The sequence below is a fragment of the Blastococcus haudaquaticus genome, from assembly GCF_900230285.1.
Classification (GTDB): domain Bacteria; phylum Actinomycetota; class Actinomycetes; order Mycobacteriales; family Geodermatophilaceae; genus Blastococcus_B; species Blastococcus_B haudaquaticus.
Window position 1 is genome coordinate 166,997 of sequence record NZ_OCNK01000001.1, and the last position, 15,063, is coordinate 182,059.

The window sequence follows — 15,063 nt, forward strand, 5'->3', positions numbered from 1 at the left end:
CGGGACCTCAGTAGCGTGGTGGGTGATGACTGGCCGCGCTGACCTCCGCCTCGGCATCTCCGATGTCGCCCCCGTCGTGTCCTGCGGGTCCTTCTCCGCCCGAGCCGTGGTGGGTGAGCACCTGCCCATCACGGCAACCGTCTTCCGCGAGGGCCACGACGCCGTCGCCGCGAACGTCGTGTGGACCGCGCCCGGCGAGGACGACGCGAAGAGCCCGTTCGTCCGGATGGCGAAGCTGCCGCCCGAGCCGGACCGCTGGATCGCCGGCGTCGTCCCCGACCGCGAGGGCCGGTGGACGTTCCGCATCGAGGCGTGGAGCGACCCGCTGGAGACGTGGAAGCACGCCGTCGAGGTGAAGGTGGAGGCCGGCCAGGGCGCCGAGGAGCTCGCCAACGACCTCGAGGAGGGCGCCCGCCTGCTCGACCGGGTCGCGGCGGATGCGGACCCCGACTGGCGCGACCGGGTCACCGCCGCTGCCGCCGCCCTGCGCGACGAGGCCCAGGAGCTGACCGTGCGCATCGCCCCGGCTCTCGCCGCGGGCCTGCAGAAGTACCTGCGGGAGCACCCGGTGCGCGAGCTGGTCACCCGCTCGCAGGAGTACGAGATCTGGGTCGACCGCCGCGAGGCGCTCTACGGCTCCTGGTACGAGTTCTTCCCCCGGTCGGAGGGCCCGGTCGTCGGGGGCAAGCCGACGCACGGCACGTTCGCCACCGCGGCCGACCGGCTCCCCGCCATCGCCGACATGGGCTTCGACATCGTCTACCTGCCGCCGATCCACCCGATCGGCACGGTGAACCGCAAGGGACCCAACTCGTCGCAGTTCCCGGGCGGCAACCCGCACGAGATCGGGCCGGACGACGTCGGCTCGCCCTGGGCCATCGGCAGCGCCGAGGGCGGCCACGACGCCGTGCATCCGCAGCTGGGCACCATGGCCGACTTCCGGGCCTTCGTGGCCCGTACCCGCGAACTCGGCATGGAGATCGCGCTGGACTTCGCGCTGCAGGCGGCCCCGGACCACCCGTGGGTCGAGGCCCACCCGGAGTGGTTCACCACCAAGCCCGACGGCACGATCGCCTACGCCGAGAACCCGCCGAAGAAGTACCAGGACATCTACCCGGTCAACTTCGACAACGACCCCGAGGGCTTCTACGCCGAGTGCCTGCGGGTTGTCCGGGTGTGGATCGAGGCCGGCGTCAAGATCTTCCGCGTCGACAACCCGCACACCAAGCCGCTGAACTTCTGGCACTGGCTGATCTGGGAGGTCAAGAAGACCGATCCCGACGTGCTGTTCCTGGCCGAGGCGTTCACCCGGCCGGCGATGATGCACCAGCTGGCGCGCATCGGGTTCACCCAGTCCTACACGTACTTCACGTGGCGGACCGAGCGCGACGAGCTCGAGGACTACGGCCGCGAGCTCGCCACGAACAGCCACTACATGCGGCCGAACTTCTTCGTCAACACCCCGGACATCCTCCACGAGTCGCTGCAGTTCGGCGGCCCGCCGATGTTCAAGATCCGGGCCGTCCTCGCGGCGATGATGAGCCCCACCTGGGGCGTCTACTCCGGGTTCGAGCTCTTCGAGCACGTCGCGGTCAAGCCCGGCAGCGAGGAGTACCTCGACAGCGAGAAGTACTCGCTGCGCCCGCGCGACTGGGAGGCGGCCGAGGCCTCCGGTCGGAGCCTCGCGCCCTACCTGCGCCGGCTCAACGGGATCCGGCGCGCGCACCCGGCCCTGCAGCAGTTGCGCACGCTGCGCTTCCACTCGGTCGACAACCCGAACCTGCTCTGCTTCTCCAAGACCGACCCCGGGTCGCAGGACGCGGTGATCGTCGTGGTGAACCTGTCCAGCCACAACGCCCAGATCGGGACGACGTCGCTGGATCTGCCCACGCTGGGGCTGGACTGGCACGAGCGGTTCGGCGTGACGGACGAGATCACCGGCGCCCACTACGACTGGGGCCAGTTCAACTACCTGGAGCTGGACCCCTACCGGGAGCCGGCCCACGTCTTCGCGGTCTCCCTCCCGCGTCCGGTGCAGTTCCCGCCGCCGGTCGCATAGCTCCTCCTCCCCGACCGCACCTGCTATCCCGAACGAGGTCTGTCCCTCCCGATGACCGTTCCCGTCCCCGACTTCCCCGAGTCCCGGTCCGCTCTCCCCCCGCCCGGCACGGACCCCGAGTGGTTCAAACGTGCGGTCTTCTACGAGGTCCTGGTGCGGGGCTTCGCCGACAGCAACGCCGACGGCGTCGGCGACATCCGCGGCATGATCGACAAGCTCGACTACCTGCAGTGGCTCGGGGTGGACTGCCTGTGGCTCCCGCCCTTCTTCGCCTCCCCACTGCGCGACGGCGGCTACGACGTCAGCGACTACACCGCCGTCCTGCCGGAGTTCGGCGACATCGAGGACTTCCGCGAGTTCCTCACCGAGGCCCACGCCCGCGGCATGCGCGTGATCATCGACTTCGTCATGAACCACACCTCGGACCAGCACCCGTGGTTCCAGGCCAGCCGCAGCGATCCCGACGGCCCCTACGGCGACTTCTACGTCTGGGCCGACGACGACACCGGCTACGCCGACGCCCGCATCATCTTCGTCGACACCGAGAGCTCGAACTGGACGTTCGACCCGGTGCGCAAGCAGTACTTCTGGCACCGCTTCTTCTCCCACCAGCCCGACCTCAACTTCGAGAATCCGGCGGTGCAGGAGGCGATCATCGACGCCCTGCGCTTCTGGCTGGACCTGGGCATCGACGGCTTCCGCCTCGACGCCGTCCCCTACCTCTTCGAGGAGGAGGGGACCAACTGCGAGAACCTGCCGCGGACCCACGAGTTCCTCAAGCACGTGCGCAAGGTCGTCGACGCCGACTACCCCGACACCGTGCTGCTCTGCGAGGCCAACCAGTGGCCGGCCGACGTCGTCGAGTACTTCGGTGAGAACGGCGACGAGTGCCAGATGGCGTTCCACTTCCCGGTGATGCCGCGCCTGTTCATGGCCGTGCGCCGCGAACAGCGCTTCCCGATCTCGGAGATCATGGCGCAGACGCCGGACATCCCCGACAACTGCCAGTGGGGCGTCTTCCTCCGCAACCACGACGAGCTCACGCTCGAGATGGTCACCGACGAGGAACGCGACTACATGTGGGACGAGTACGCCAAGGACCCCCGCATGAAGGCCAACATCGGCATCCGCCGCCGGTTGGCCCCGCTACTGGACAACGACACCAACACCCTGGAGCTGTTCAACGCGCTCCTGCTGTCGCTGCCGGGGTCGCCGGTCCTCTACTACGGCGACGAGATCGGCATGGGGGACAACATCTGGCTCGGTGACCGGGACGGCGTCCGGACCCCGATGCAGTGGACGCCCGACCGCAACGGCGGCTTCTCCACCGCCGACCCGCAGCGGATGTACCTGCCGCTCAACCAGGACCCGGTCTACGGCTACCAGGTCACCAACGTCGAATCGCAGCTGCGCAACACCAACTCGCTGCTGCAGTGGCTGCGCCGGATGATCCAGGTCCGCAACGAGCACCCGACGTTCGGCCTGGGCACGTTCGAGGAGATCGGCTCGCGCAACCCGACGGTGCTGTCGTTCGTGCGCCGCTTCGGCGACGACGTCGTCCTCTGCGTGAACAACCTGTCCCGCTTCCCGCAGCCGGTGGAGCTGGACCTGCGCCAGTTCGAGGGCTACACGCCGATCGAGCTGACCGGCCGGGTGGAGTTCCCGCAGATCGGCGTCCTGCCCTACATGCTCACCCTCGCCGGCCACGGCTTCTACTGGTTCGAGCTGTCGAAGCCGGCACCGGAGGCCACCGAGGACCACGAGGAGTGGGAGAACGCCACCTCCAGCTCCGTGGCCGACTCCCTCCTGGCAGCCGGGCTCGTGTCCGCTGCCGAGGAGACGCCGGGCGACACCACCGACCGCGACTCGGGAGACGACCGATGAAGGCACTCACCGACCTGTTCCGCGAATGGATGCCGCACCAGCGGTGGTTCGGCAGCAAGGGCCGCGAGTGGGCCGACGTCACCGAGGACGGCTTCTTCCTGGACCGGGGCAACCCGGTGGTGTCCGTCCACCGGGTGCGGGTCGCCTATGCCGACGGCGGCAAGGAGACCTACCTGGTCCCCCTGTCCTGGCGCGACCATCCCGTCGAGGAGCTGGAGTCGGCGCTCGTCGGCGCGGTGGCCAACGACGGCCGGGAGACCTACGCCTACGACGCGCTGCGCGACCGGGAGGCCACGACGCCCTGGCTGATCCACCTGGTCAACGCGTCGACCGTCGGCCCCATGCACTTCCACCCCGCCGGCGTCGCCTACATCCCCGAGGGTCTGCCCGGCGACATCGTGTCCGGCGAGCAGAGCAACACCTCGCTGATCTACGGGCAGGAGGCCATCCTCAAGGTCTTCCGGCGGCTCGAGCCCGGCCTCAACCCCGACGTCGAGGTGCACGACGCGCTGCGTCAGGCGGAGAACAAGCACATCGCCCCGCTGTTGGGCCACATCGCGATCGACGACCCCGACCCCGCCAACGCGCAGGCGACCGTGGCGATGCTGCAGACGTTCGTGCCCAACGCCAGCGACGGCTGGCGGCTGGCCACGGCGAGCGTCCGCGACCTGTACGCCGAGGGCGACCTGCACGCCGACGAGGTCGGCGGCGACTTCGCCGGCGAGAGCGAACGGCTGGGGGCGGCCACCGCGTCGGTGCACGCCGACATGGCGAAGGTGCTCCCGACCGAGCCGGCCGACGAGAGCTGGTACGCGGCGGTCGCCGCGCAGATGGACGAGCGGCTGACCGCGGCGATCGAGATCGTCCCGCAGCTGGCCGAGCACGCCGAGGGCCTGCGCGCGCTCTACGCCTCGGTGGCCGACAGCCGGGAGCCGGTCCTCCGGCAGCGGGTGCACGGCGACCTCCACCTCGGTCAGGTGCTCCGCACCGCGACCGGCTGGATCGTGCTCGACTTCGAGGGCGAACCGGCCCGGCCCCTGGCCGCCCGGCGCGAGCTGGACAGCCCGCTGCGCGACGTGGCCGGCATGCTGCGCAGCTTCGACTACGCCGCGCGGCACATGCTCGTCGAGCAGCCCGACGACGCGCAGCGCGCCTACCGCGCGCAAGAATGGGCGGCCCGCAACCGGGCGGCCTACTGCACCGGCTACTCCACCGCCAGCGGCCTGGACCCGTGCGGCGAATCACCACTCCTTCGGGCGTTCGAGGCGGACAAAGCGGTTTACGAGTGCGTCTACGAGGCACGGAACCGTCCGCACTGGCTGATGATCCCGCTGAACTCCCTGTCCCGACTGACCGGGCCGCGGTCGACCAGCAGCGAGTGACGCCCGCTCACGCAGGACCCCGAGCACTACAGAGGACGGCGAGACGATGACGAGCGACGAGCGAGGCACCGCCGACAACGGCCAGGTGGCCGACAAGGACGACCTGCAGCGGGCCGTCGAGGAGCGGGTCGCCGCGGCGGAGGCCGCCGCCGGCACCGAGCCGGTCGTGAACGCGTCACCGGCCAAGAAGGCCGCCAAGCGGACGACGACGAAGAAGGCGCCGGCCGCCAAGAAGGCCGCAGCCACGACCGACAAGGCGCCGGCGAAGAAGGCACCTGCGAAGCGGGCGCCGGCCAAGCGCGCGGTCACGCGGGCGACCCCGCAGCCCGCCGACGAGGACAGCCCGGTCACCGCCAACCCGGTGGTCGCCCCGGCGCCGATCGCCGAGCCGGGCGACCCGGCCGGCGCAGCTGCCCCGCAGCCCGAGGCGCCGAGCGCCGACCCGGCGCAGCCCGACAACCCGCAGGCGCCGGGCCAGGGCGAGAGCCGGGACGCAGCAGCGGCTCCGGGGGCGACCGTCGAGCCGGCCGCGGACGCACCCGGAGGGGCAGCCGCCCAGGACCCGACCCCCGCGGACGTCTCCGCGGGCGACGTCACCTCCGCCGCCCCCTCCCCGGAGGGCGGCACGGGCCCCGCGACGACGAGCCGCGAGGTCACCGACGAGGAGCTGCAGGCGATCGTCGACGGGTGGTCCCGCGATCCCCACGGCATCCTCGGCGCGCACGAGGTCGGCCAGGAGTGGGTCGTGCGGACGCTGCGTCCCGACGCGGTCTCGGTCGCCGTCGTCGACGAGGACGGCAGCCGGTACGACGCCCGGCGGCTCCACGAGGGCGGCATCCACGAGGCGACGCTGCCCCGCCAGCCCGGTGACTACCGGATCGAGGTCGTCTACCCCGACGGTCAGGGCGGGACGAGCACCCACACGGTGGACGACCCCTATCGCTGGATGCCGACCCTCGGGCCGGTCGACGAGCACCTCATCCGCGAGGGCCGGCACGAACGGCTGTGGGAGGTGCTGGGCGCACACGTCCGGAGCTACGACACCCCCCGGGGCGCCGTCGAGGGCGTCTCCTTCGCCGTGTGGGCGCCCAATGCCCGCGGTGTGAAGGTGACCGGCGACTTCGACTACTGGGAGGCCCGCGCCTACCCCCTGCGGTCGCTGGGCTCCTCCGGCGTCTGGGAGATCTTCATCCCCGGCGTGCAGGTCGGGAGCCGGTACCGCTTCCACATCCTGGGCGCCGACGGCACCTGGCGGGAGAAGTCCGACCCCATGGCGTTCGCCACGGAGGTGCCCCCGCTGAACGCCTCCGTCGTCACCCGGTCCACCTACGAGTGGGCCGACGACGCCTGGCTGGAGCAGCGCGCCGAGGTGGGCTGGCACGAGCGTCCGATGAGCGTGTACGAGGTGCACGTCGGGTCCTGGCGGCAGGGGTTGTCCTACCGCGAACTGGCCGACGAGCTCATCGAGTACGTGGTGTCGGCCGGGTTCACCCACATCGAGTTCATGCCGCTGGCCGAGCACCCGTTCGGCGGGTCGTGGGGGTACCAGGTCACTTCCTACTACGCCCCGACGTCGCGGTACGGCAGCCCGGACGACCTCCGCTACCTGATCGACCGGGCCCACCAGGCCGGCGTCGGCGTCATCGTGGACTGGGTGCCGGCGCACTTCCCGAAGGACGAGTGGGCGCTCGCCCGCTTCGACGGCACCCCGCTCTACGAGCACGGTGACCCGCGCCGCGGCGAGCAGCTGGACTGGGGCACGCTCGTCTTCGACTTCGGTCGCTCCGAGGTGCGCAACTTCCTGGTCGCCAACGCCCTGTACTGGTGCAAGGAGTTCCACATCGACGGCATCCGCGTCGACGCGGTCGCCTCGATGCTCTACCTGGACTACTCGCGCACCGAGTGGCTGCCCAACGAGTTCGGCGGCCGGGAGAACCTCGAGGCGGTCGCGTTCCTGCAGGAGATGAACGCGACGGTCTACCGCGAGGTGCCGGGCGTGATGACCATCGCCGAGGAGTCGACGTCGTGGCCGGGCGTCACCCGCCCGACCCACCTCGGGGGCCTGGGCTTCGGCTTCAAGTGGAACATGGGCTGGATGCACGACTCCCTCGACTACGTCGAGCGCGAGCCGGTGTACCGCAACTACCACCACGGCCAGCTGACGTTCTCGATGATGTACGCGTACTCGGAGAACTTCGTCCTGCCGATCAGCCACGACGAGGTCGTCTACGGCAAGGGCTCCATGCTCCGGAAGATGCCCGGCGACCGCTGGCAGCAGCTGGCCAACCTGCGCGCCTACCTGGCCTACATGTGGGCGCACCCCGGCAAGCAGCTGCTGTTCATGGGGTCGGAGTTCGCCCAGGACTCCGAGTGGGCCGAGAGCCGGTCGCTGGACTGGTGGCACCTCGACGACCCCGCCCACCGCGGGATCCTGCAGCTGGTGACCGATCTCAACAGCCGCTACAAGGAGGTCGACGCCCTCTGGTCGCTCGACGTCGACCCGAGCGGCTTCCAGTGGATCGACGCCAACGACGCCACCGGCAACGTGCTGTCGTTCCTCCGCTACGGCAAGCCCGCCAAGGAGGGCGCCCAGCCGGGTGGAGGCGACGAGCCGGCCGCCGGCTCCGCGCTCGCCTGCGTCGTGAACTTCTCCGGCTCGGCACACCACGGCTACCGCATCGGGCTCCCCCGCCCGGGCCACTGGCGAGAGGTGCTCAACACCGACGCCGAGGGCTACGGCGGCTCGGGGGTCGGCAACCTCGGGGGGATCCAGGCCGAGGACGAGCCCTGGCACGGCCAGCCCTACTCGGCGACCGTGGCCGCTCCCCCGCTGGGCACCGTCTGGTTCCTGCACGAAGGCTGAGGCGAGGTCGGTCCCGCGAGGGTCCCCGGCGCCGTCGAGGCGCCGGGGACTCCCGCCGGGGCCCGCCACCAGGCATCCTGTGGCGGCAGCCGTTCGCGCGGGCCGCCCAGTGCGGGCCGGGCCCCTCAGACAGGGAGAACCAGTCGCAGATGAGGTCGGTCCTGCGCCGCGCCGTGCCCGCCGTCCTCGTGGGACTGCTGCTCACGGCCTGCTCCACCGAGGTCGTTGCCGGGCAGGCGTCCCCCGGAGCCGGCGAACCCGTCGACGTGACCGCCGACGAGTTCCCCATCACGGGGTCGACCGACGAGCCGATCGACCAGTTCGCCCGCAACGCGCTCGCCGACGTGGAGACCTTCTGGACGGAGGGCTACCCGGAGTTCTTCGGGGAGGACTACACCCCCCTCGAGGGCGGCTACTTCTCCGTCGACGCCGACGCCGTCGACGAATCGGCGTACCCCGAGACCGGCATCGGCTGCGAAGGGTCGCCCACCGCACCGGAGGACGTCGCGGGCAACGCCTTCTACGACCCCACCTGCGACGTCATCGCCTACGACCGGACCCTGCTGGAGGAGCTCGCCGGCGACTACGGGCGGTTCCTGGTGCCGGTGGTCATGGCGCACGAGTTCGGCCACGCGATGCAGGGCCGGTTCGGCTTCGCCGAGCGCGGCATCCAGGACGAGACGCAGGCCGACTGCTTCGCCGGCGCCTGGACGGCCTGGGTCGCCGCCGGCGAGGCCCAGCACGTCTCCATCCGCACTCCGGAGCTGGACGACGTCATCCGCGGGTTCCTGCTGCTGCGCGACGACGTCGGCAGCGATCCGGACGACGTCCAGGCGCACGGCTCCTACTTCGACCGGGTGTCGGCCTTCTACGAGGGGTTCGACGGCGGACTGGGCCCGTGCCGAGACGCCTACGGTCCCGACCGCCTGTTCACGGCCGCGGAGTTCGACGACGACCGGGACTCCCTCAACCAGGGCAACGCGCCGTTCGACCAGGCGGTGGGCTTCGTCAGCGACACCCTGCCGGTCTTCTACGGCGAGGTCTTCCCCGCCGCGTTCGGCACCGACTTCGAGCCGCCGACGATCGAGGGCTTCCAGGGCACTGCTCCCGAGTGCGAGGGCCTGGAGGACCGCGACCTCGGCTACTGCGCCGAGGACAACACCGTCTACGTGGACGAGACCGACCTGGTCACGCCGGCCTACGACGACATCGGCGACTTCGCGCTGACGACGGCCGTCTCGCTCCCGTACTCCCTGGCCGTCCGCGACCAGGCGGGGCTGTCGATCGACGACGGGGCGGCCACGCGGTCCGCCGTCTGCCTGACCGGCTGGTACCAGGCCCAGTGGTTCAACGGCGCGTTCGACGACTACGCCCTGATCAGCCCCGGTGACATCGACGAGGCCGTGCAGTTCCTGCTGACCTACGGCGTCGACCCCCAGGTGTTCCCGAACCTGGACGCCTCCGGCTTCGAGCTCGTCGGCGCGTTCCGCACCGGTTTCCTCCAGGGCGGAGAGGCCTGCGAGCTCGAGCGGTAGAGGGTTTGGCGGCGACCCGGAACGCCGATGCACCGGGGATGTCCCGTCTTCCGCGGCGCCGGCTGCTGGCCGCGCTGCTGGCCGTCACGACCCTCGGCCTGACCGGCTGCGCCACGATCGTGATCGGCGAGCCGGAGGTCCAGCGCGACCGCCCGCCGGGCAGCGACCCCGGCGTGGTGGTGGGCGCCGACGGCGACGAGATCGACCAGCTCGCCGGCGACGCGCTCGCCGACCTGGAGGACTACTGGTCGCAGCAGCTGCCCGAGGTCTTCGGCACGGAGTTCCTGCCGCTGCAGGGTGGCTACTTCAGCGTCGACCCCGGGGCCATCGACCCCGCGCAGTACCCGCAGGGCGTCGGCTGCGGTTCCGACCCGGCCGAGGTGGAGAACAACGCGTTCTACTGCCAGGCGCAGGACGCGCCGAACAGCGACTCCATCACCTACGACCGGGCGTTCCTGGGCGAGCTGGCCGGGGAGTTCGGCCGCTTCATCCCGGCGCTGGTGATGGCGCACGAGTTCGGGCACGCGGTGCAGGCCCGGGTGGGCTCGCCCGAGGCCTCCATCGCCGTCGAGACGCAGGCCGACTGCCTCGCGGGCAGCTGGACGCGCTGGGTGGCCGACGGTGACGCCGAGCGGTCGCAGCTGCGGGAGCCGGAGCTCGACGAACTCCTGCTGGGCTACTTCCAGCTGCGCGACCCGGTGGGCACCAGCTCGGCCGCGGAGTCGGCGCACGGCTCCTACTTCGACCGGGCCTCGGCGTTCCAGGAAGGGTTCGACGACGGGCCCACCGCCTGCCGGGACGAGTTCGGTCCGGAGCGGGTCTTCACCCAGGGCCGCTTCGTCAGCGACGAGGACTTCCGGCAACAGGGCAACGCCCCGTACGCGGACCTGATCGGCCTCGTCGAGCGGGCGCTGCCCGCGTTCTGGGAGCGGGTCTTCACCGAGTCCCTCGACGAGAGGTTCGACCCGCCGTCGATCGAGGCGTTCGACGGCACCGCCCCCGACTGCGCCCCGGACGACCGCGACCTCGTGTACTGCGAGGAGGGCAACCTCGTCGGCTACGACGAGCAGGACCTGACGCCCGAGGTGTACGAGCTCGGCGACTACGCCGTCGCCACCGGGATCGCCGTGCCCTATGCCCTGGCCGCGCGCAGCCAGCTGGGCCTGGACCCCGCCGACCCGGACGCGCTGCGCTCGGCGGTCTGCCTGGCCGGCTGGTTCAGCGCGGCGGTCACGGCCGGCGAGGTGCCGGGCGTGGTGATCTCGCCCGGGGACCTGGACGAGAGCGTGCTGTTCCTGCTCGTCTACGGCGTCGAGGAGGACGTGCTGGGCGCCGCCGACCTCTCCGGCTTCCAGCTCGTCGACCTCTTCCGGGCCGGGTTCGTGCAGGGCGGCGGCGCCTGCGGGCTCTGAGCGATCAGAAGAGGAGCGATCAGAAGAGGGCGGCCATCAGCTGGCGCCGGGCGACGCCGACGCGCGGGTCCTCGTCACCGACGACGGCGAACAGCTCCACCAGGTGGGTGCGCGCCCGGTCGCGGTCCTCCCCCGCCGTGCGCCGGACGACGTCGAGCAGGCGCTCGAACGCCTCCTCGATGTTCCCGGTGCCGAGCAGGAAGTCCGCGGCGCGGGTCTGCGCCTCGACGTCGTCGGGTGCGGCGTCCGCGGCGGCGAGGGCGTCGGGACCCGCCTCGTCGGCCCGGCGGAAGAGCTGCACCTGCCGGAGCGCGAGCGACGCCTCGGGGTGGTCGGGCTCGGCGTCGAGGATGGACCGGTAGGCCGCCTCGGCCGCCTCGAGGTCACCGCGCTCGAGCGCTGCCTCGGCCGCATCCAGCCGCGGGTCCTCCGGCCCCTGCTCGGCCGACTCACCTCCGGGGAGCGCGCCCCCGGTCGTGGCCTGCACGAGCTCGGTGACGAACTGCCGGGCCTGCTCCTCCGGGATGGCGCCGCTGAACTCCGCGACCAGCTGCCCCTGCCACACCGCCTTGACCGCCGGGATGCCCTGCACCCGCAGCCCCTGGGCCAGTGCCGGGTTGGCGTCGACGTCGACCTTGGCCAGCACCCAGCTGCCGGCACCCTCGGCGGCCAGCCGCTCCAGCACCGGAGACAGCTGCTTGCACGGCCCGCACCACTCGGCCCACAGGTCGAGGACCACCGGCACCTGGAAGGACCGGTCGAGAACCTCGGCCTGGAACGTGGCCTCGGTGACGTCGACGACGGCGGCGCCCGGGCTGCCTGCCGGCGCTTCCGCACTGGGCGGCGGCGCGGCGGCCGCACGGGCGGCGGCCTCGGAGCGGGCCTTGACGGCGGCCAGATCGACGGCGCCGGACATGGCGGCCGCCAGCTGGGCCTGCCGCGGGTCGGGACGTCCGGGACGGGTGGGCTGCATGGACGCCATGATCCCACCGCGTCGCCGGGCGTGTCGGAGGGGTCGGGTCAGCCCTCCGACCACACCCCCAGCTCGTTGCCGCTGGGGTCGCGGAAGTGGAAGCGCCGCCCGCCGGGGAACTCGTACGGACCCTTCACGATCCGCCCGCCCGCGGCCCCGACCGCCGCGACGGTCGCGTGGAGGTCGGCCGAGAAGAGGAGCACCAGCGGACCGCCTCGCCCGGCAGCCTCCGTGTCCAGGCGGAGGCCGCCGACCTCGCCGTCGCCGGTCGCGTTCCGGATGCCGGCGTAGGCCGGGCCGTAGTCGGTGAACTCCCAGTCGAACGCTCCGCGGTAGAACCGCTTCGCCTCGGCGAGGTCGGTCACGGTCAGCTCGACGTAGTCGATCGCGTGGTGCAGGTGGGTGGGATCAGCCATGTCGGGCATCGTGCCCGGTGGGTGTGTCAGAACCGGGCGGGCTCCGTGTAGCTCCCCCACTCGGCGCGGAGCGCGTCGCAGATCTCGCCCAGCGTCGCGTCCGCGCGGACGGCGTCCAGCATGGCCGGGACCATGTTCTGCTCCGTCCGGCTCACCTCGACCATCCGCGCGACGGCGGCACGGGCGGCGTCGTCGTCCCTGGCCCGGCGGCGAGCGGCGAGCTCGGCCTTCTGGTCGATCTCGACCTGGTGGCCGACCCGGAGGATGTCGAGCTTGTCGTGCGCGTCGACCGAGCCGGCCAGGGTGTTGACGCCGACGACCTTCTTCTCGCCCTTCTCCAGGGCCCGCTGGTAGACGAAGGCCGCCTCGGCGATCTCGCCGGTGAACCAGCCGTCCTCGATGCCGCGCAGGATGCCGCTGGTCATGGTGCCGTCGGACCCCATGTCCCTGATCCGGGCGAAGATCTCCTCGGCCTGGCGCTCGAGCTCGTCGGTGAGCGCCTCGACGTACCAGGAGCCGCCCAGCGGGTCGGCCACGTTCAGCACGCCGGTCTCCTCGGCGATCACCTGCTGGGTGCGCAGCGCGATCTGGGCTGCCTTGGCGCTCGGCAGCGCGAGCACCTCGTCGAGGGCGTTGGTGTGCAGGCTCTGGGTGCCGCCGAGCACCGCCGACAGCGCCTCGATCGCCGTCCGGACGATGTTGTTGTCGGGCTGCTGCGCGGTCAGCGACACCCCGGCGGTCTGGGTGTGGAAGCGCAGCTGCTGCGCCTTCTCCGTCGTCGCGCCGTAGACGTCGCGCAGCCAGCGGGCCCAGATCCGGCGGGCGGCGCGGAACTTGGCGATCTCCTCGAAGAAGTCGATGTGCGCGTCGAAGAAGAAGGACAGCCCGGGGGCGAACTGCTCGATGTCCAGCCCGCGGGACAGGCCGAGTTCCACGTAGGCGAAGCCGTCGGCCAGCGTGTAGGCCAGCTCCTGCGCGGCGGTCGAGCCGGCCTCGCGGATGTGGTATCCGGAGACGCTGATCGGCTTGTAGGCCGGGATGTTCTCGGCGCAGTACTCCATGAGGTCGCCGATCAGGCGCAGGTGCGGCTCGGGCGCGAACAGCCACTCCTTCTGCGCGATGTACTCCTTGAAGATGTCGGTCTGCAGGGTGCCGTTGAGCTTCCCGACGTCGACGCCCTGTCGTTCAGCTGCCACCAGGTACATGCAGAACACCGGGACGGCGGGGCCGCTGATCGTCATCGACGTCGTCGTGTCCCCGAGCGGGATGCCGTCGAACAGGACGTCCATGTCGGCGACGGTGTCGATCGCGACGCCGCAGTGGCCGACCTCGCCCAGCGCGCGCGGGTCGTCGGAGTCGCGGCCCATGAGGGTCGGCATGTCGAAGGCGACGGAGAGGCCTCCCCCGCCCTCGGCCAGGATCATCCGGTAGCGCTCGTTCGTCTGCTGCGCGTTGCCGAAGCCGGCGAACTGGCGGATGGTCCACGCCCGCCCGCGGTACCCGGTGGCGTGCAGGCCGCGGGTGAACGGGAACTCGCCCGGATAGCCGATCCGCTCGAAGCCCTCCACGGTCGACTCGTCAGCCGGCCCGTAGACCGGTGCCACCTCGACGCCGGAGAGCGTCGTGAAGTCGGCGTCGCGCACCTTGCCGCCCGCCAGTGCCGCGTCGTACCGCTGCTGCCACCGCTGACCGGCGTCCTGTCCCATGACGAGATAGTAGGACGTCCGACTATCTCGCGTGGATCAACCGCCCGGGGTGTCCTGAACGTCCCCGGCGCCGAGCCGGACCCGGCGGAGGATGTCGAAGAGGGCGGCCCGCTCGTCCTCGGGGAGGTCGGCCAGGCCGAAGTCGAGCTCGGTGAGCGCCGCCGTCGCCGTCGTCACCACGGCCCGGCCCTCGTCGGTGATGCCCGCGAGGACTCCGCGACCGTCCTCGGGATTGGGCCGCCGTCGCACGTAGCCGGCCGCCACCAGCCGGTCGATCGCGTTGGTGACGCTGGTCGGGTGCACCATCAGCCGGCTGCCGATGACCTTGAGCGGCAACTCGCCCGTGCGGCTGAAGGTGAGCAGGACCAGCACCTCGTAGCGGGCGAAGGTCAGCGCGTGCGGCCGGAGCGCCTCGTCGAACCGGGCGAGCAGGATCTGCTGGACGCGGAAGACGGACGTGGCGGCCCGCATCGCCGACGCCGGCCCGAACCGCTCCTCCCACGTCTGCCCCGCCCGCTCGATCGGGTCGAAGGGCAGCCCCAGCGGTCGGACCATGAGCGGAACGCTACCGGCGGCGCTCGGGGCAGTTCGCGATCGTCCCCTGTTCGGGTTCCCGCCGATCTGCGGCAGACGGCAGCTACGGGCGCCGCGATGGGTACCCGGATGCGTATGCGGGCGCACACGGCGTCGCTGGCGAGCGACGGGTCGACTCGTCGACCTGTGGACACGTCGACCTCCACTCGGGCCCCAACGGGCAGGGTGCGACGGTGCCTCGTCCTCCGTCCCGCCCCGAAGAGCTCCGCGGAAAGGTCTTCCGCGGCTCGCAGGTGCTC

10 protein-coding genes are annotated in these 15,063 nt (G+C 71.5%); 6 read left to right on the forward strand and 4 right to left on the reverse strand.

The window, feature by feature from the left end; all coding sequences use genetic code 11:
• Positions 1–25: 25 nt before the first annotated feature.
• The 6 genes from CRP30_RS00830 (at position 26) to CRP30_RS00855 (ending at position 11,135) form a co-directional block, all read left to right on the forward strand.
• Positions 26–2,059, forward strand: coding sequence for an alpha-1,4-glucan--maltose-1-phosphate maltosyltransferase (locus CRP30_RS00830; RefSeq protein ID WP_097182084.1), 2,034 nt, complete (start codon positions 26–28; stop codon positions 2,057–2,059).
• A 51-nt stretch (positions 2,060–2,110) separates the two neighbouring features.
• Positions 2,111–3,943: a maltose alpha-D-glucosyltransferase gene (gene treS / locus CRP30_RS00835; protein WP_097182085.1), complete on the forward strand. Its 1,833-nt coding sequence runs from the start codon at positions 2,111–2,113 to the stop codon at positions 3,941–3,943.
• Positions 3,940–5,325: a maltokinase N-terminal cap-like domain-containing protein gene (locus tag CRP30_RS00840; RefSeq protein WP_097182086.1), complete on the forward strand. Its 1,386-nt coding sequence runs from the start codon at positions 3,940–3,942 to the stop codon at positions 5,323–5,325. The genes treS and CRP30_RS00840 overlap by 4 nt, the downstream gene beginning before the upstream one ends.
• Before the next feature lie 46 nt (positions 5,326–5,371).
• Positions 5,372–8,188, forward strand: coding sequence for a 1,4-alpha-glucan branching protein GlgB (glgB, locus tag CRP30_RS00845; RefSeq protein ID WP_097182087.1), 2,817 nt, complete (start codon positions 5,372–5,374; stop codon positions 8,186–8,188).
• A 149-nt stretch (positions 8,189–8,337) separates the two neighbouring features.
• A complete protein-coding gene (locus CRP30_RS00850; protein WP_097182088.1) occupies positions 8,338–9,723 on the forward strand; it encodes a neutral zinc metallopeptidase in 1,386 nt (461 codons plus the stop codon).
• A gap of 38 nt (positions 9,724–9,761) precedes the next feature.
• Positions 9,762–11,135, forward strand: coding sequence for a neutral zinc metallopeptidase (locus CRP30_RS00855; RefSeq protein ID WP_097182089.1), 1,374 nt, complete (start codon positions 9,762–9,764; stop codon positions 11,133–11,135).
• Between the two features lie 19 nt (positions 11,136–11,154).
• On the opposite strand, the gene CRP30_RS00860 is transcribed toward CRP30_RS00855, so the two are convergent.
• The 4 genes from CRP30_RS00860 to CRP30_RS00875 are packed head-to-tail and all read right to left on the reverse strand — an operon-like array spanning position 11,155 to position 14,785.
• Entirely contained in the window at positions 11,155–12,108 is a 954-nt protein-coding gene (locus CRP30_RS00860; RefSeq protein WP_097183048.1) for a tetratricopeptide repeat protein, read from the reverse strand.
• A 47-nt stretch (positions 12,109–12,155) separates the two neighbouring features.
• A complete protein-coding gene (locus tag CRP30_RS00865) occupies positions 12,156–12,524 on the reverse strand; it encodes a VOC family protein (protein ID WP_097183049.1) in 369 nt (122 codons plus the stop codon).
• Between the two features lie 26 nt (positions 12,525–12,550).
• Entirely contained in the window at positions 12,551–14,230 is a 1,680-nt protein-coding gene (gene icmA / locus CRP30_RS00870) for a coenzyme B12-dependent isobutyryl-CoA mutase large subunit (protein WP_097182090.1), read from the reverse strand.
• A 36-nt stretch (positions 14,231–14,266) separates the two neighbouring features.
• Positions 14,267–14,785, reverse strand: a complete 519-nt coding sequence (locus CRP30_RS00875; RefSeq protein ID WP_097182091.1) for a MarR family winged helix-turn-helix transcriptional regulator — start codon at positions 14,783–14,785, stop codon at positions 14,267–14,269.
• Positions 14,786–15,063: the final 278 nt, after the last annotated feature.

What these genes read in the sequence shown, in the direction of transcription:
- CRP30_RS00830 (WP_097182084.1), top strand. Translation starts at nt 26, where the DNA reads ATGACTGGCCGCGCTGACCTCCGCCTCGGCATCTCCGATGTCGCCCCC.
- treS (WP_097182085.1), top strand. Translation starts at nt 2,111, where the DNA reads ATGACCGTTCCCGTCCCCGACTTCCCCGAGTCCCGGTCCGCTCTCCCC.
- CRP30_RS00840 (WP_097182086.1), top strand. Translation starts at nt 3,940, where the DNA reads ATGAAGGCACTCACCGACCTGTTCCGCGAATGGATGCCGCACCAGCGG.
- glgB (WP_097182087.1), top strand. Translation starts at nt 5,372, where the DNA reads ATGACGAGCGACGAGCGAGGCACCGCCGACAACGGCCAGGTGGCCGAC.
- CRP30_RS00850 (WP_097182088.1), top strand. Translation starts at nt 8,338, where the DNA reads ATGAGGTCGGTCCTGCGCCGCGCCGTGCCCGCCGTCCTCGTGGGACTG.
- CRP30_RS00855 (WP_097182089.1), top strand. Translation starts at nt 9,762, where the DNA reads ATGTCCCGTCTTCCGCGGCGCCGGCTGCTGGCCGCGCTGCTGGCCGTC.
- CRP30_RS00860 (WP_097183048.1), bottom strand. Translation starts at nt 12,108, where the DNA reads ATGCAGCCCACCCGTCCCGGACGTCCCGACCCGCGGCAGGCCCAGCTG.
- CRP30_RS00865 (WP_097183049.1), bottom strand. Translation starts at nt 12,524, where the DNA reads ATGGCTGATCCCACCCACCTGCACCACGCGATCGACTACGTCGAGCTG.
- icmA (WP_097182090.1), bottom strand. Translation starts at nt 14,230, where the DNA reads ATGGGACAGGACGCCGGTCAGCGGTGGCAGCAGCGGTACGACGCGGCA.
- CRP30_RS00875 (WP_097182091.1), bottom strand. Translation starts at nt 14,785, where the DNA reads ATGGTCCGACCGCTGGGGCTGCCCTTCGACCCGATCGAGCGGGCGGGG.